The 14,453-nt window shown below is 64.3% G+C and carries 13 protein-coding genes; 3 read left to right on the plus strand and 10 right to left on the minus strand.

The window, feature by feature from the left end:
• Nucleotides 1-36 precede the first annotated feature (36 nt).
• Nucleotides 37-1,296 (plus strand): ABC transporter substrate-binding protein, encoded by a 1,260-nt coding sequence (locus AC1DX4_RS14625; RefSeq protein ID WP_477220972.1) that lies wholly within the window; start codon nucleotides 37-39, stop codon nucleotides 1,294-1,296.
• 215 nt (nucleotides 1,297-1,511) lie between these two features.
• Nucleotides 1,512-2,909 carry an FAD-binding oxidoreductase gene (locus AC1DX4_RS14630; protein WP_477220973.1) on the plus strand — a complete coding sequence of 466 codons (1,398 nt, stop codon included), beginning with the start codon at nucleotides 1,512-1,514 and terminating at the stop codon, nucleotides 2,907-2,909.
• 1 nt (nucleotide 2,910) lies between these two features.
• On the opposite strand, the gene AC1DX4_RS14635 is transcribed toward AC1DX4_RS14630, so the two are convergent.
• The 8 genes from AC1DX4_RS14635 to AC1DX4_RS14670 all read right to left on the minus strand — a co-directional run bounded on the left by AC1DX4_RS14635 (nucleotide 2,911) and on the right by AC1DX4_RS14670 (nucleotide 11,166).
• On the minus strand, nucleotides 2,911-3,711 hold the full coding sequence (locus tag AC1DX4_RS14635) for an ABC transporter permease (RefSeq protein WP_477220974.1): 801 nt from the start codon (nucleotides 3,709-3,711) through the stop codon (nucleotides 2,911-2,913).
• Nucleotides 3,708-4,577, minus strand: coding sequence for an ABC transporter permease (locus AC1DX4_RS14640; protein ID WP_477220975.1), 870 nt, complete (start codon nucleotides 4,575-4,577; stop codon nucleotides 3,708-3,710). The genes AC1DX4_RS14635 and AC1DX4_RS14640 overlap by 4 nt, the downstream gene beginning before the upstream one ends.
• On the minus strand, nucleotides 4,574-5,674 hold the full coding sequence (locus AC1DX4_RS14645; RefSeq protein WP_477220976.1) for an ABC transporter ATP-binding protein: 1,101 nt from the start codon (nucleotides 5,672-5,674) through the stop codon (nucleotides 4,574-4,576). The genes AC1DX4_RS14640 and AC1DX4_RS14645 overlap by 4 nt, the downstream gene beginning before the upstream one ends.
• Nucleotides 5,675-5,751: 77 nt before the next feature.
• Nucleotides 5,752-6,777, minus strand: coding sequence for an ABC transporter substrate-binding protein (locus AC1DX4_RS14650; protein ID WP_477220977.1), 1,026 nt, complete (start codon nucleotides 6,775-6,777; stop codon nucleotides 5,752-5,754).
• A 52-nt stretch (nucleotides 6,778-6,829) separates the two neighbouring features.
• The gene (gene araD1 / locus AC1DX4_RS14655; protein ID WP_477220978.1) at nucleotides 6,830-7,828 is read right to left on the minus strand and encodes an AraD1 family protein; all 999 of its coding nucleotides are present in this window, start codon (nucleotides 7,826-7,828) and stop codon (nucleotides 6,830-6,832) included.
• Nucleotides 7,829-7,861: 33 nt separating this feature from the next.
• Nucleotides 7,862-8,641, minus strand: a complete 780-nt coding sequence (locus AC1DX4_RS14660) for an SDR family NAD(P)-dependent oxidoreductase (RefSeq protein ID WP_477220979.1) — start codon at nucleotides 8,639-8,641, stop codon at nucleotides 7,862-7,864.
• 9 nt (nucleotides 8,642-8,650) lie between these two features.
• Nucleotides 8,651-10,378, minus strand: a complete 1,728-nt coding sequence (locus tag AC1DX4_RS14665; protein WP_477220980.1) for an IlvD/Edd family dehydratase — start codon at nucleotides 10,376-10,378, stop codon at nucleotides 8,651-8,653.
• Entirely contained in the window at nucleotides 10,375-11,166 is a 792-nt protein-coding gene (locus tag AC1DX4_RS14670) for a FadR/GntR family transcriptional regulator (RefSeq protein ID WP_477220981.1), read from the minus strand. The genes AC1DX4_RS14665 and AC1DX4_RS14670 overlap by 4 nt, the downstream gene beginning before the upstream one ends.
• 61 nt (nucleotides 11,167-11,227) lie before the next feature.
• On the opposite strand from AC1DX4_RS14670, the gene AC1DX4_RS14675 reads away from it, so the two are divergent.
• Nucleotides 11,228-12,154, plus strand: coding sequence for an aldose 1-epimerase (locus AC1DX4_RS14675; protein ID WP_477220982.1), 927 nt, complete (start codon nucleotides 11,228-11,230; stop codon nucleotides 12,152-12,154).
• Nucleotides 12,155-12,182: 28 nt separating this feature from the next.
• On the opposite strand, the gene AC1DX4_RS14680 is transcribed toward AC1DX4_RS14675, so the two are convergent.
• Together AC1DX4_RS14680 and AC1DX4_RS14685 are read right to left on the minus strand one after the other, a co-directional pair.
• Complete coding sequence (locus AC1DX4_RS14680) at nucleotides 12,183-13,628, minus strand: aldehyde dehydrogenase (RefSeq protein WP_477220983.1); 1,446 nt, start codon at nucleotides 13,626-13,628, stop codon at nucleotides 12,183-12,185.
• 37 nt (nucleotides 13,629-13,665) lie between these two features.
• Entirely contained in the window at nucleotides 13,666-14,451 is a 786-nt protein-coding gene (locus AC1DX4_RS14685) for a coniferyl-alcohol dehydrogenase (protein WP_477221097.1), read from the minus strand.
• Nucleotides 14,452-14,453: the final 2 nt, after the last annotated feature.

The following is a 14,453-nucleotide window of genomic DNA, read 5'->3' on the forward strand; positions in this document are numbered from 1 at the left end:
ATCAAATTAGAGTCGAGTAACGAAAGGGGAACAACAATGACAAAGACGATACTCCAACTCACCACGGCACTTGCCCTCGTGACGATGGCCGGTGCGGCGCAGGCCGCCGATTGCAAGATCACCGTCGGCCTCGTCATGGAACTGACCGGCCCCGCCGGCGAATATGGCCAGGCCGGCGCCAAGTCGGTCGAAATGGCCTTCCGCGATATCAACGCAGCCGGCGGCGTGCGCGGCTGTGATCTCGCCACCGACACACGCGACAGCCAGAGCCAGGGCAACATCGCTGTCGATGCCGCAACCCAGCTGGTTCAGGTCAAGAAAGTGCCGGTTATCATCGGCGGCATCATCTCCTCGGTGTCGATCCCGATCCTGACGTCGGTCACCGCCCCGGCCAAGATCGTCCAGGTCTCGCCGGCTTCGTCCTCGCCGACGCTGACCGCGCTCGGCCGCGACGGCAAGACCAACGGCATCTTCTTCCGCACCATCACCTCCGATGCGCTGCAGGGCGTCGCCGCCGCCAAATACGCCATCGACAAGGGCTTCAAGAAGCTGTCGATCATCCACGTCAACAACGACTTCGGCGTCAACATGGTGGCCGAATTCTCGCGCGCCTACAAAGCGCTCGGCGGCACCATCGTCTACGACACGCCCTACAATGAAAAGCAGTCGAGCTATGCCTCGGAAGTCACCGCGGCGATGGGAGGCGAGCCGGACGGGCTGTACCTGGTCAGCACGCCGGTCGACGGCGCAACCGTCGCCCGCACCTGGATTTCGCAAGGCGGCGTGCAGAAATTCCTGCTCAATGACGGCATGAACAGCCCGGACTTCATCGAGTCGGTCGGCGCCGACTATCTGAAGGAAGCCTATGGCACCTCATCGGGCACCAGCCCGACGGCTTCCACCGACTACTTCATGAAGAACTACAAGGAATTCTCCGGCATCGAGCCGTCCAATCCGGCAGCCGACCGTTCCTATGATGCTGGTGCCATCGTTGGCCTCGCCATCGCCATTGCCGGCTCCGAGGATCCGGCCAAGATCAAGGATGCCATGTACAAGGCCGTCGATCCGGCCGGCACGCCGATCTTCGCCGGCAAGGACGAGTTCGCCAAGGCGCTCGGCCTGATCAAGGACGGCAAGCCGATCCGCTACGAAGGCGTCATCGGCCCGGTCGCCTTCGACAAGTATGGCGACATCACCGGCCCGTTCCGGCTGTGGAAGATCGTCGACGGCAAGGTGACCACGGACGGTGAAATGACCACCGACGACGTCAACGCGCTGCAGGCCAAGCTTCAGTAAGGCCGGCAACCTTCTTCCGGCATCAATCGCGTCACATCGCGATTGATGCCGGCATCGCCTAGGGCAGGCCGATATCGCTTGCACGGCAGGCGATCCCGAATAGGATCGGCCGGCTGCAATTGAGGGATGGCGAGCGTGTCGGACGGAAATACTCATCGGGCCATCCGGTCGGCGGATGCCGACGATGCGCTTCGCCACACAGGCGCCTGAGCCCGATGTCGCCTGAAACGCAACGACTTCTGTCAGCCCTTGGCGATCGGCTGGGCGCCGGCGGTGTGCTCGCCGGCTCCGATGTCGACCAGCGCTATCGCGATGATCCCGACGGCAAGCTTGGCGTGCTGCCCGAAGTGGTGCTGCGTCCGCGCGATACCGTTGGTGTCGCGGCCGCCCTCGCCGGGTGCAACGCTCTCGGCCAGCCGGTCGTCGTCCAGGGCGGACGCACCGGGCTGGCCGGGGGCGCACGCGTGCAGCCGGGCGAGATCGTGCTGTCGCTGGAGCGCATGACCGGCCTCGCCGTGCCGGACAGTCAAGCCGCCAGCATCGTTGCCGAAGCCGGTGCGACGCTGCAGGCGGTGCAGGAGGCCGCCGATGGCGCCGGGCTGATGTTCGGCGTCGATATCGGCGCGCGCGGTTCGGCCACGGTCGGCGGCAACATCGCCACCAATGCCGGCGGCATCCGCGTGCTGCGCTACGGCATGTACCGCGCGCAGGTGATGGGGCTGGAAGCGGTGCTTGCCGACGGCAGCGTGCTGTCCTCGCTAAAAGGCCTGCCCAAGGACAATTCCGGCTACGACCTCAGCCAGCTCTTCATCGGCGCGGAAGGGACGCTCGGCGTTGTCACCCGCGCCGCGCTCCGGCTGCATCCGAAACCGGCATCCGAGGTGAACGCCTTCTGTGCGCTCGCTTCGCTCGATGCGGCGATCGCCTTGCTCGGGCTGCTCAGGCAAAAGCTCGGCCCGTTGCTGTCAGCCTATGAGGTGAATTTCACGCCGCTTTATGACGTCATGGTTGCCAGCATGGCCATGCCGGCGCCGTTGCCGGCGGGCTCACCCGTCTATGTGCTGGCCGAGATCCAGGGCAGCGAGCCCGAACGCGACGGCGAGCGCTTCGCCGAGGTTCTGATGCAGGCGGTCGAGGACGGCGTGGTCGACGATGTCGTCGTCTCGCAGTCGCCGCGCGAATTCCGCGCGCTGTGGGACGTGCGCGAGGACGCCAACCGCATCCTGTTTTCGATAAAGGGTCTGATCGGCGTCGACATCAGCATTCCCTTGGCGCACATGGGAACATTCCTGCAAGAAGCCGACGCCGCCATCCATGCCGTCGACCCCGCCGCCGACATCTACGTCTTCGGCCATCTCGGCGACGGCAATCTGCATTATCAGGTGCTGACGGCAGATCCGGCGGCGGCTTACGGCATAGTCTATCGCGGCGTGGCGGCGGCGGGAGGCGGCGTTTCGGCCGAGCATGGCATCGGCCTCGACAAGAAACAGTGGTTGCATCTGGTGCGCAGCGACGCCGAAATCGCTGCGATGCGGCGGCTGAAGACGGCGCTCGACCCGAAGAACATCCTCAATCGAGGACGGGTCTTCGACCTCGATCCAATTCTTCGATAACTCAGGTCCGTTCCGTCGCCATCTGCCTGGGGATCAGGAAACGGGCGGCGAGCACGCAGAGCAGCACCGTGAACATCAGGATCAGCGCCACCAGCGCATTGATGTCGGGCGAAAAGCCAAGCCGCATCATCGCCCATAGCCTGACCGGCAGTGTGCTTTGCGTGCCGGTGACCAGGATGGTGATCATCGTTTCGTCGAACGACAGCGCGAAGGCTAGGATGGCGCCGCCGACCATCGCGCTCGACAGGTTCGGCAGGATGATGCGCCAGAAGGTCTGCCAGCCAGTGGCGCCGAGATCGTAGGAGGCTTCGACCAGCGTGCGGCTCATCGACTGCAGCCGCATCAGCACGGTGCGGTAGACGATCGCCAGCACGAAAACGGTGTGGCCGATGACGACCGTCAGCAGCGAGCGTTCGAGGTGGATTTCGCGGAAGAAAATCAGCAGCGCCAGGCCGCTGATGATCGGCGGCATCAGGAAGGGCAGGAAGATGATGAACTGCAGGAACGAGCGTCCGGACCGGCGGCCGTGATAGTAGAGCGCCAGCAGCGTTCCGCTGACCACCGAGAGCACGACGGTGCAGACGCCGACGATCAGCGTGGTACGCAAGGCAGCCAGGATGTCGTGGTTTTCGGCCAGCGCCACATAGGTCGAAAGCGTCGGTGACGACCAGTCGACATTGCCATGCGAAATGGTGAAGAACGACGACACGATCGGCACGAACAGCGGGCTGTAGAGCAGCACCGCGACCAGTGTCGTGATCGCGGCCAGGAAGATGGTGGAGGGCCGGGGCAGGGCGTTCATATCGACGTCCCCCGGTTGCGTCCGAAGCGTTCGCCGATGAGGATGGCGCAGATCACCACGATCGCCAGCGCCACCGAGAGTGCAGCGCCGAACGGCCAGTTATAGGCCGTGCCGAACTGGCTGTAGAGGATGCGGCCGAAGGTGAAGCCGCTGATCCCGCCGACCATCTGCGGTGTCAGGAAATCGCCGATCGCCAGCACGAAGACGAAGCTCGCCGCCGAGGCGACGCCGGGAAGGCTGAGCGGCAAGGTGATGCGCAGGAAGGTCTGCCAGCCGCTGGCGCCAAGGTCATCCGAAGCGCGCAGCAAGGTCTGCGGGATGCGCTCCAGCGACAGGAAGATCGGCAGGATGGCGAAGGGGATCAAGAGCAGGCTCAGCGTCAACAGGATGGCATTCATGTTGAAGACGAAAAGCGTCGACGGCTGATCCAGGATGCCGACCGCCACCAGTGCCTTGTTGAGGAAGCCGTTGAGGCCGAGGATGCTGCGGATGGCGTAGATCTTGATGACGTAGCTCATCAGCAGTGGCACCAGAAGCAGCATCAGTAAGGCATAGCGCCAGCGCCCCTTGAGCGTCGTCAGGAAATAGGCGGCGGGATAGGCGAGCAGGATGCAGATGACGGCCACCGACACGCACAGCACGATGGTGTTCCAGAACACCGGCAGGAAGATCGGATCGGTGAAGAACCTGATATAGTTGCCCGGCGACAGTCCGTAGACGATCGTGCCCTGGTCGACGCTGAAGAAGCTGTAGCCGAGGAAGATCGCCAGCGGCACGAGGACAAAGACCACCGGCAAGGCGAAAGCCAGCACCGTCACCAGCAGCGACAATCGCCTTTCCGCGGGATGTGTCGAGCGGGCGCTCATGCCAGCACCAGATGGCCTTCATGCGGCGCAAACGAAAGCGAGACCGTCTCGCCTGACTTGAGCGCGCTGCCGTCGATCCGGCTCGGCATGCGCAGCCGCAGCCGTTGCCCGGCATCGCCGCCAGCCGTGATGGTGGCGACGGTCGACGAACCGGCAAAGGCCAGATCGGCTATTACGCCGGAAAAGCGGTTGCCGCTGTCCGTTGCATCCGCAAGACGCAAGGCCTCGGGACGGAACGCCGCGAAGGCGCTGGCGCCATGGATCGCGGCCTTCAGATGCGGCTGGTCGCTGATCGAACAGACCAGACGCCCAAGCGCGGTCTCGATCGATCGCTGCTCGCCCTGGACGGGGCCGAGCTTTCCGGCCACCAGATTGTTCTCGCCGAAGAAGCGCGCCACGAACTCGCAATTCGGCTTGTAGTAGAGGTCGTGCGGCGTGCCGAGCTGGCGGATATGGCCGGCCTGCATGACACAGATCCGGTCGGCCATGCCGATCGCTTCCTCCTGGTCGTGGGTGACGAACAGGAAGGTGGTCTTGATCTCGCGCTGGATGGATTTCAGGAACTCCTGCATCTGCCGGCGCAGCTCCAGATCGAGTGCTGCCAGCGGCTCGTCGAGCAGAATCAGGCGCGGCTGGCAGATCAGCGCCCGGGCGAGTGCGACGCGCTGGCGCTGGCCGCCGGAAAGTTGCGCAGGAAAACGGTCGGCGAAACGCCCGAGCTGCACCAGTTCGAGGGCTTCCGCGACACGGCGCGCGATCTCCTTGCGCTTGATATGGCGCACCGAAAGTCCATAGCCGACATTGCCGGAAACGGTCATATGCGGGAACAGCGCATAGTCCTGGAAAACGGTGTTGAACGGCCGCTTGTTGATCGGCATGCGGCTGATGTCCTGACCGTCCAGCCGGATCTCGCCCGCGGTCAGCGGTTCCAGCCCGCCGATCAGCCGCAGCACCGTGGTCTTGCCCGAGCCCGACGGTCCAAGCACCGTCAGGAACTCGCCGTCCTGGATCGACAGGTCGATGTCGTGCAGCACGGGAACCGTGCCGTAGGATTTCGAGACGGACCGCAGCGTCAGCAGGTCGGCGTTCTGGTTCATAAGCTATTCTCGCATACGCTGCGGCGGTCCGGAACGTCCGGACCGCCGGGTCCTTCGAGGTCAGGTTGCGGAAAGGATCAGGGCGTCGCCTTGATCTCGTTCCACAGATCCGAACGCTTGAGCGGATCCTCGACATTGTTGAGCCAGACCAGCTTGTCATTGCCGCCGGCGCTGCTCGACTCGACCACCGTGTTGCCGAAGCCGGTGCGCTCGGAAAGCTCGCCGCTGACCTTTTTCGTCAGCATGAAGTCGATCCACTTCTCGGCCGCCGCATTATCGCGGACGCCCTTGGAGATGACCCAGTTGTCGAGCCAGGCCAGCGCGCCTTCGCTTGGATTGACGTAGGCGACATGGGCGCCGATCTTCTGCAGCGCCTTGACCTGCTGCTGGCCGTAATTGGCCCAGATCAGGGCGACGTCATTGTTCTGGTAGATCTGCTGCGCCTCGTCGGCGGTGGTGTAGAAGCTCAGCACGTTGCGCTTGAGCTCGACCAGCTTGGCCTTGACCGCCGCCATCTGCTCGGCGTCGAGGTTGAACGGATCCTTGTAGCCCAGCGTCAGCGCGGTGAACGAGAAATTGTGCTCGCCATTGTCATAGGCCAGGATCTTGCCCTTGTAGGCCGGATCCCATAGCACGGACATCGAGGTTGGCGCCGGCTTGACCTTGTCGGTGTCGTAGATCAGGCCGATGGAGTCGAAGCAGAACGGAATGCCGTAGACCTTGCCGTCCTTGGTGTCGCCGCTGACCTGCGACAGATCGCGGAAGCGCGGCAGCACCTCCTTCTGGTTGGGCAGTTTGGTGATGTCGATCGGCGACACCAGATCGGCCTTGATGTAGCGCTGCAGCTGGGCGGTGTTGACGGCGAAGACGTCGAAGTCCTGCCCTTCGCTGCCCTTGATCTTGGCCCAGATCTCATCGTCGCTGCCGATGAAGACGACATCGACACCGATGCCGGTGGCGGCGGTGAAATCCTTCACCCAGTCCGGATCGGCGTAGCCGTCCCAGGCCAGCACGCGCAGGTTCGCGGCCAGCGCCGCCGATGTCATCAGGCCGATGCCGAGCCCGATGGTCGCTAATCTCAGAAACGCTTTCTTCAGTCCCATTTTCAATCTCCCATTGTCGTTCTGGTGGACCGTAATTTTCGGGCCTGCGCCGTCACAGCGGGGTGACGGTGACCAGTCCCTCGTCCGGCACCGAGACCATCCGGTTGCGCAATGGCTTGCCGAATGTCTTTGCCTGGATTTCATACTCGTCGCCGGAAGCCGTCTTGACGCCGGAGGCGTAGCTCATCACCGCCGCGCCGAAGAAATAGGCATGCAAATCGCCCGCCCTGCGGTGCATCGGGTAGCGGAAATGGAAATGTTCGAGATTGGCGATCGAGTGCGACATGTGCGTCTCGCCCGACAGAAACTCCTGTTCCCAGACCACGGCGCCGTCGCGCAGGATGCGGGAATGGCCGCGCACTTCTTCGGGCAACTCGCCGACCAGAAGCTCCGGCCCGATCGAGCAGGAGCGCAGCTTGGAATGGGCGAGATAGAGATAGTTTTCGCCTTCCGTCACATGGTCGGAATATTCGTTGCCGAGCGCGTAGCCGATGCGGTAAGGGCGGCCATCCGGCCCATTGAGGTAAAGCCCGACGATCTCGGCTTCCTCGGCGCCGGCACGTGCGAAGGCCGGCATGGGCAGATCGGCACCAGGCGGCACGACGCAGGTGCCGACACCCTTGAAGAACCATTCCGGTTGGATTCCGATCTTGCCGACGCCGGGCTTGCCGCCTTCCAGGCCCATCTTGAAGATCTTCAGCGAATCCGATTCTTCGGCGTCCTCGCCATGTGTCAGCAAGTGCATCTGGTTGCGCGCAGCGGCACTTCCGGTGTGCGTTAGGCCGGTGCCGGTGACCAGGAAGCGCGCCGGCTCCGGATGGTCGACAGGGGCCAGCACGCGGCCATCGCGCAACAGCGCGTCATAGTCGACTGACGCGGTGCCCGTCCGCTTCTCGACCAGTGATGCGATGGACACGCCCTCGGCGATTGCCGCTTCGGCAAGCTCCAGCACGCTGCCGGTCTTGTCGAGCGGATGCAGGTGATTGCCGTCATCGGAGACGCGGCCGACCCGCCTGCTGCCATCCGGCATTCTGTACTGAACAAGACGCATGACTAACCTTCTTCCCTTTTGGTACGGTTCGGGTCACACCCAGCCCGCATCGACGATGAACTGCTGGCTCGTGCACATCAGGCTGTCGTCGGCGGCGAGGAACAGCGCCATGCGTGCGATATCGGAGGGCTGCAGCCGGTCGGGCAGGCATTGCCTTTCGGCGATCTGGCGCTCGCCGGCCGGGTTCAGCCACAGCCGCATCTGGCGCTCAGTCATCACCCAACCCGGCACCATGCAGTTGACGCGGATGCGCTCGGGGCCGAGTTCGCGGGCCAGAGCCCGCGTCATGCCGTAGACAGCGGCTTTCGCCGTGACATAGGCCGGGCAATCGGGATCGCCGACCATCCAGGTGATGGAGCCGAAATTGATGATCGAGCCGCCGCCCAGCGAGCCCATCTGCGGGCGCACCGCCTGCGCTGCAAAGAACTGGTGGCGCAGATTGACCGCCATGCGGTCGTCCCAGTATGCGACCGTCACGTCCTTGGTCTGATGACGGTCATCATTGCCGGCATTGTTGCACAGCACCTGGATTGCACCGTTGTGCAGCATGGCCTGGACAGTTGCTGCCTGCAGCTCCTCGACATTGCGCAGGTCGCAAGGAATGAACAGCGGCGCACGATGTCCCTCGGCCGCAATCGCATCGACCAGACGCTTCGAGGGTTCTTCTGCCAGATCGACGAAGGCGACGCGGCTGCCCTGCGCGCAGAAATGGCGCACCAGGCTTTCACCGATGCCGCTGCCGCCACCGGTGATGAACACGCTGCGGCCCTTGAGGCTGGGATAGGTCGCGTAGCTGCCGATCTCATCCGTCATTGCGCGCCTCTAATGGGAATGCCGGGGAATGCCGGCATCGCGCCGGCCGACGAGAAAGTCGAAATCGCAGCCCTTGTCGGCCTGCAGCACGCGCTCGACATAGAGGCTCTGGTAGCCACCCTCGGGCGGCGCCGGCGGCTGCCAGTCGCGGCGGCGGATCGCCAGTTCTTCGTCCGATACCAGCAACTCCAGGCGGCGGCCAGCGACGTCGAGTTCAATGAGATCGCCGTCGCGCACCAGCGCCAGCGTGCCACCTGCAGCAGCCTCCGGCGCGACATGCAGCACCACCGTGCCGTAGGCCGTGCCGCTCATGCGCGCGTCCGAGATGCGCACCATGTCGGAGACACCCTGCTTGAGCAGCTTGGCCGGCAGCGGCATGTTGCCGACCTCGGCCATCCCTGGATAGCCGCGCGGTCCGCAATTCTTCAGCACCATCACCGAGGAGGCGTCGATATCGAGCTCCGGATCGTCGATGCGGGCGTAGTAATGCTCGATGTTTTCGAACACGACCGCCTTGCCGCGATGCTGCATCAGCTCGGGCGTTGCCGCCGACGGCTTGATGACCGCCCCGTTGGGCGCCAGATTGCCACGCAGGATCGAGATGCCGCCTTGCTCGGTCAACGGCGCGCTCATCGGCCGGATGACCTCGCTGTTGTAGTTGGGCGCGCCGTCGATCAGTTCCCCGATGGTCTTGTCGCTGACGGTCATGACGTCGCGATGAAGAAGCCCCACTTCATCAAGCGACGCCATGACCGCAGCTAGCCCCCCGGCGTAGTAGAAATCTTCCATCAGGAATCGGCCCGACGGCATCAGGTCGACAATGGTCGGCACGTCGCGGCCAAGGCGGTCCCAATCCTCGAGGCTGAGATCGACGCCGATCCGATTGGCGATGGCGATCAGATGCAGCACCGCGTTGGTCGAGCCACCGATCGCCCCGTTGACGCGAATGGCGTTCTCAAACGCCTCTCTGGTGAGAATGTCCGAAATTTTCACATCCCTGCGGACCAGCTCGACGATCTGGCGTCCGGCCATCTGGGCCAGCACGCCACGGCGCGAATCCACGGCCGGGATCGCGGCATTGTCGGGCATGCCGATGCCGAGCGCTTCCACCATGCTGGCCATGGTCGAGGCCGTCCCCATCGTCATGCAACTGCCGGCCGACCGGCTCTGGCCCTGTTCGGCCGCGAGGAAGTCGGCGACCGGCATGCGGCCGGCCTTCACCTCTTCGGCGAATTTCCAGACATGGGTGCCCGAGCCGATATCCTGGCCGCGGAACTTGCCGTTGAGCATCGGTCCGCCGGAGACGGTGATGGTCGGCAGATTGCACGAGGCAGCCCCCATCAGCAGCGCCGGTGTGGTCTTGTCGCAGCCGACCAGGAGGATAACGCCGTCGATCGGATTGCCGCGAATGGATTCCTCGACATCCATGCTGACCAGGTTGCGAAACAGCATGGCTGTCGGGCGCATGTTGCTTTCGCCCAGAGACATCACCGGGAACTCCAGCGGCAGGCCACCGGCTTCATAGACGCCGCGCTTGACGTGATCGGCCAAGGCGCGGAGATGCGCATTGCACGGCGTCAGCTCCGACCAGGTGTTGCAGATGCCGATCACCGGGCGGCCGTCGAAGGCGTCGGCCGGAATGCCCTGGTTCTTCATCCAGCTGCGGTGCATGAAGGCGTTCTTGCCTTCACCGCCGAACCAGGCTTCGGACCGCAGTTTGCGTCTGGTCTCGGTCACGATGTCTGTTCCCGATCCTGGCGGCGCTTGTTGCGGTTATCGACGCTGCGGCGCACGTCGTCTTCGGCATTGTCGATGAGCACCAGCAGCGCCTTTTGCGCGCCGGCGGCATCACCGGCGGCGATCTTCTCGGCCACTTCGCGATGCAACGGCAAGGAGTGGCGCTGCCCGCCCGGATTGTCGTTGGAGAGGCGAAAGCTCATCACCAATGCGGTCTCGACCAGCGCCGCCAGCGAGCCGATCAGCTCGTTGCCGGTCATGCGCAGGATGGTTTGGTGGAACACCAAATCGGGCTTGGCGAAACGGTCGCCGTCATCGCTCAGCGCTTCCATTTCAGCGAGTGCGACATGGATCTCGGCGATCTGTGCCGGCGTCGCGCGCTGGGCGGCAAGTGCTGCCGACATCGGCTCGATGGCGCGGCGCAGTTCGAACAGCGCCCGGACATCGTCGGCGCTGACGCCTCCGGCATAGCGCCATGACAGCACGTCCGGATCGAGGAAATTCCAGTCGGAGCGCGGACGCACCCGTGTGCCGGTCTTCGGCCGCGATTCGACCAGCCCCTTGCCGGCCAGCACCTTGATCGCCTCGCGCAGCACCGTGCGGCTGACCCCCAGCATCTCGCTGGAATCGTCGGCATTGGGCAGTGCCTCACCGGGCAGGAAGTCGCCCTGCACGATGCGCAAACCGATCTGCTCGACGACGGTTGCGTGCAGCGCGGTCGAGCCGCTGGAAACCGCCACCGCAACTCTTGATGTGCGCGCCGTGCTGAAAGATTTCTTATTCTTCATACTATTCATATGATATGTCTTATAACCATGGCGATTGGAGTCAAGGGATAGGGGAGCGCCGATGACAAAGAATTCCGCTGCCGTTGCCGCGCAGCACACGGAGCTAGTTTCGATCAGCGACGGCATCGCGACGGTCGAGCTTGCTCCGGCCACCGGCGGCGCCTTGGCGTCCTATCGCTGGTGGCACAATGGCTCTGCCGTGGATTGGCTACGGCCAGCCGATCTGGCTGCGGTCGGCCGTCGCGATGCCGGCGCCATGGCCTGCTTCCCGCTCGTTCCCTATTCCAACCGCATAAGGGGCGGCCGGTTCGAATTCGCCGGTCGCACCATCCAGCTTCCCACGACTGGCGACGACCCTCATCACGAGCATGGCCATGGCTGGCGTCGGCCTTGGGCGGTCGTGAGGCACGAAGCTGGCACGATCGTCCTGCGCTATCGCCACGCCGCCGATTCCTGGCCATGGAGCTATGAAGCCCAGCAGGAGATATCGCTGGCCAACGGCGGGCTTTGCATCACTGTTTCGGTGCGCAACCTGTCGGACGCACCGATGCCGATTGGCTTCGGTCTCCATCCCTATTTTCCGTCGACGCTGTGGACACATGTCCAGGCGCCGGTGTCAGGCATGTGGGAGACGGATACGGAGGTCCTGCCCACCCGCCATGTCCTGCCGCCGGCGGGCGTCGATCCGTCCATCGGCTTTGACGTATCGGAAGTGGACTTCGACACGGTCTTCACCGGTTGGGCGCGCCGCGCCCGGATCACTTGGCCGGAGCAGGGGCGGCAGCTGGACATCGAGGCCGAAGCGCCGCTCGATTTCCTCGTCCTCTATACGCCGCCAGGCGAGCCGTTCTTTTGCGCCGAGCCGGTCAGCAACATCACCGATGCCTTCAACCGGACGGGCGAGGACATCAACACCGGCTGCATCGTACTGGCGCCCGGGCAGATGCGATCCGCCAGCGTTCGCTTCACGCCGTCATTGGCTGTTTGACCTTCGTTATCGGTTGCCCGAAGCGGGATCAGAACGGGTAGTGCTGGCCCGGATCCTCGATCGTCACCCAGCGCAGATCGGTGAATTCGGCGATCGAGGCCTTGCCGCCGAAGCGGCCATAGCCCGAGCCCTTGACGCCGCCGAACGGCATTTGCGCTTCGTCGCCGACGGTCGGGCCGTTGATATGGCAGATGCCGGCCTCGATACGGGCGGCGACTGCCATCGCCCGCTTGATGTCACGGCTGAACACGGCTGACGACAGGCCATACTCGGTGTCGTTGGCAACACGCACGGCTTCGTCCTCGCCCTTCACCCGGATCACCGGCTTGACCGGCCCGAAGGATTCTTCCGAATAGACGCGCATGGCCGGCGTGACGTGGTCGAGCAGCGTCGCCTCAACGACGGTACCGGTGCGCTTGCCGCCGGCCACCAACTTGGCGCCCTTGGCGACAGCGTCGGCGACGAGTTCTTCCATCTTGTCCGCGGCCTGGCTGCTGATCAGCGAGCCCAGCACGACATGGCCGCGCGGGTCGCCCGCTGGTAGTTGCGAGGCGCGGGCGGCCAGCTTGGAAACGAACTCGTCGGCGATCTTGTCGTCGACAATCAGCCGCTCGGTCGACATGCAGATCTGGCCCTGATGCATGAAGGCGCCGAAGGTCGCGGCGTTGACCGCGGCGTCGATGTCGGCGTCGTCCAGCACCAGCAGCGGCGCTTTGCCACCGAGTTCGAGCAGCGCCGGCTTCAGGTGCCGGCCAGCGAGTTCGGCGATGATCCTGCCGACCTTGGTCGAGCCGGTGAAGTTGACGCGCTTGACCGAGGGGTGCGCAACCAGCGCCTCGACGATTGCAGCGGCATCCCTAGGGTCATTGGTGACGACATTGATGACGCCCTTGGGCAGCCCCGCCTCGACCAGGACTTGGCCGATCAGCCGTTGCGTGCCTGGGCACATTTCGGAGGCCTTCAGCACCACTGTGTTGCCGCAGGCGATCGGCATGGCGATGGCGCGGGTGCCGAGAATGACCGGCGCGTTCCACGGCGCGATGCCGAGGCAGACACCGGCCGGCTGGCGGATGGCCATCGCCAGCGTGCCCGGCTTGTCCGAGGGGATGATTTCCCCCGAGATCTGCGTCGTCATCGCGGCTGCCTCACGCAGCATGTTGGCCGCCAGCATGACATTGAAACCGGCCCAGGGACCTGTGGCACCGGTTTCTTCCATCATCAGCTTGGTGAATTCGCCGACCTTCGAGGCCATCACGTCAGCTGCCTTGGACAGCAGAGCCCGGCGCTCGCCAGGCCCGGTCTTCGACCATGCTGGAAAGGCGGCCGCTGCGGCTTCGACGGCGGCGTTGGCGTCGGCAACACTGGCCGCGGCGGCGCGCGTTGCCAGTTTGCCGGTGAACGGGTCCATGCGCTCGTAGGAGGCCGAACCGGACGCATCCCTTTTGTCGCCGTCGATCAGAAGTCCGATATCCATGACTGTCTCCCTCGCTCCATCGGAGCGTCCTCATTGGTTAGAAGCCGAACATCTCGGCATTGATCGATGCTTCGAGGCCACCGTCAACCGGCACGTTGGCGCCGTTGATCCAGCGCGCGCCGTCTGAGCACAGGAACAGCACGACCGGCGCGATGTCGCCTGACGTGCCGGCGCGTCCGACCCTGGCAATGTCGCTGTCGACGCGGGCATCGCCAAGCACGGTGCGGAACTGTTTCAGGATCGGCGTCTCGACCGGACCGGGGCTCACCGCATTGACGCGGATGCCACGGCGTTTGAACAGGTCCTGATGCGCCGCGCGGAAGGTCCATAGCAGCAGCAACTCCTTGGAGACGGGATAGCCTTCCTCATTCCGGACCGCATGCGTGCAGACCACGTCGGCGACATCGGGAAAGCCTTCGATGGCGACCATCGAGGCGGCGCGGTTGAGATTGGCGCGCCAGCCATAGCCGGCGATCGAGGCGACGTTGATGATAGCACCGCCTTCGCGAAGTCTTGGCACGAGGCCTTCCGAGAGTGCCCTGAGGCCGAAGAAATTGACGGCCAGCGTCGCCGCCGCGCCCGTGTTGCCCGAAAGCCCGGCGACATTGCAGAGCGCGTCGATGCGCTGCGGCAGGCTAGCTATGAGGTCGTCGACGCCGGCCTTCGACGAGATGTCGGCCTTGACGAAACTGCCCACCGTTGCAGCTGGTTCACGCACATCGACACCGATCACATCGGCGCCGAGCTGGCCGGCGAGCTCCGCCGTGCGGGCGCCGATGCCGGAGGCGACACCGGTGATGAGGATCGTCTTGCCGAAAAGCATGG

It is taken from the genome of Mesorhizobium sp. P3_A8 (assembly GCF_056402995.1).

Bases quoted from the DNA above. Each gene is read 5' to 3' on its own strand.
- AC1DX4_RS14645 (WP_477220976.1), bottom strand. From the start codon at position 5,674: ATGAACCAGAACGCCGACCTGCTGACGCTGCGGTCCGTCTCGAAATCC.
- AC1DX4_RS14680 (WP_477220983.1), bottom strand. From the start codon at position 13,628: ATGGATATCGGACTTCTGATCGACGGCGACAAAAGGGATGCGTCCGGT.
- AC1DX4_RS14625 (WP_477220972.1), top strand. From the start codon at position 37: ATGACAAAGACGATACTCCAACTCACCACGGCACTTGCCCTCGTGACG.
- AC1DX4_RS14685 (WP_477221097.1), bottom strand. From the start codon at position 14,451: ATGCTTTTCGGCAAGACGATCCTCATCACCGGTGTCGCCTCCGGCATC.
- araD1 (WP_477220978.1), bottom strand. From the start codon at position 7,828: ATGCGTCTTGTTCAGTACAGAATGCCGGATGGCAGCAGGCGGGTCGGC.
- AC1DX4_RS14635 (WP_477220974.1), bottom strand. From the start codon at position 3,711: ATGAACGCCCTGCCCCGGCCCTCCACCATCTTCCTGGCCGCGATCACG.
- AC1DX4_RS14640 (WP_477220975.1), bottom strand. From the start codon at position 4,577: ATGAGCGCCCGCTCGACACATCCCGCGGAAAGGCGATTGTCGCTGCTG.
- AC1DX4_RS14670 (WP_477220981.1), bottom strand. From the start codon at position 11,166: ATGAAGAATAAGAAATCTTTCAGCACGGCGCGCACATCAAGAGTTGCG.
- AC1DX4_RS14675 (WP_477220982.1), top strand. From the start codon at position 11,228: ATGACAAAGAATTCCGCTGCCGTTGCCGCGCAGCACACGGAGCTAGTT.
- AC1DX4_RS14650 (WP_477220977.1), bottom strand. From the start codon at position 6,777: ATGGGACTGAAGAAAGCGTTTCTGAGATTAGCGACCATCGGGCTCGGC.
- AC1DX4_RS14660 (WP_477220979.1), bottom strand. From the start codon at position 8,641: ATGACGGATGAGATCGGCAGCTACGCGACCTATCCCAGCCTCAAGGGC.
- AC1DX4_RS14630 (WP_477220973.1), top strand. From the start codon at position 1,512: ATGTCGCCTGAAACGCAACGACTTCTGTCAGCCCTTGGCGATCGGCTG.